The sequence below is a fragment of the Oleiphilus sp. HI0067 genome, assembly GCF_001635735.1.
Window position 1 is genome coordinate 1 of sequence record NZ_LWFI01000272.1, and the last position, 1,150, is coordinate 1,150.

The following is a 1,150-nucleotide window of genomic DNA, read 5'->3' on the forward strand; positions in this document are numbered from 1 at the left end:
TCAAAACGGCATCTGTTATCATCGTTATTGTTTTTTGGCCAAACCTATCAGCAATACGCGTCAAAGTCTTGATACCGACATTCTTGAGGCCCATTGGTTGAGCTTTGAGGAAATTCAAAACGAAAGTGAAAATCTTCGCAGCCCTCTGGTTTTAAAATGCCTTGAAGATGCACGAAATAAGCCGCTTACCCCATTAGATTTCATCTACGAGCATTAACAAACAAACTGCTGTTTTTTTAACCATAAGCGGTTACAATCCGCGCTCTTCAACTACGCTAACTATCGCAGCGTTTTAACGAAAGGTACTTAATGAAATCTCCCAATGAAACTCGCGTCATCGTCGGCATGTCAGGCGGTGTAGACTCTTCTGTATCAGCACTTTTACTTCAGCAACAAGGCTATCAAGTTGAAGGCTTATTCATGAAAAACTGGGATGAAGATGACGGCACTGAGTACTGCACAGCGATTGAAGATCTAAATGACGCACAAGCAGTCTGCGACAAACTTGGGATCAAACTGCATCAAGCAAATTTCGCAGCTGAATACTGGGATCGCGTATTCGAGTATTTCCTAGAGGAATATAAAGCTGGTCGCACACCCAACCCAGACATTTTGTGCAACAAAGAAATTAAGTTCAAAGCATTCTTGGATTATGCATTAACTCTTGGTGCAGACTACATCGCGACAGGGCATTACGTGCGCAAGCAGGATAAAGACAGCGAAGCATGGTTATTGAAAGGCTTAGATGTTAACAAGGACCAAAGCTACTTCTTGTATGCTGTTGGTGGCGACAAGATTGCAAAAACTCTGTTCCCAGTGGGAGAGATCGAAAAACCTGAAGTGCGCAAACTCGCAGAACAGCATGACCTAGTAACGCACGATAAGAAAGATAGCACCGGCATCTGCTTCATTGGGGAGAGAAAATTCTCAGACTTCTTGAAACAGTACTTGCCAGCGCAACCAGGCGATATCATTACCGATACAGGAGACACCATCGGCAAGCATCAAGGTTTGATGTATCACACTATCGGTCAGCGACAAGGCCTCGGTATTGGCGGCTTAAAAAACTATGACGAATCACCTTGGTATGTCGCGCAAAAAAATCTAGACGACAACACTCTGGTCGTTGTTCAAGGAAAGAATAATCCAC

At 43.7% G+C, this 1,150-nt stretch carries 1 protein-coding gene and 1 pseudogene; both read left to right on the top strand.

From position 1 onward, the window contains the following. Positions 1-217 (top strand): annotated as a pseudogene (locus tag A3739_RS30660) (NUDIX hydrolase); the annotation flags it as partial. Positions 218-309: 92 nt separating this feature from the next. Further along, the coding region (mnmA, locus tag A3739_RS03415) for a tRNA 2-thiouridine(34) synthase MnmA (RefSeq protein WP_068500319.1) at positions 310-1,150 on the top strand (841 nt) is incomplete at its 3' end.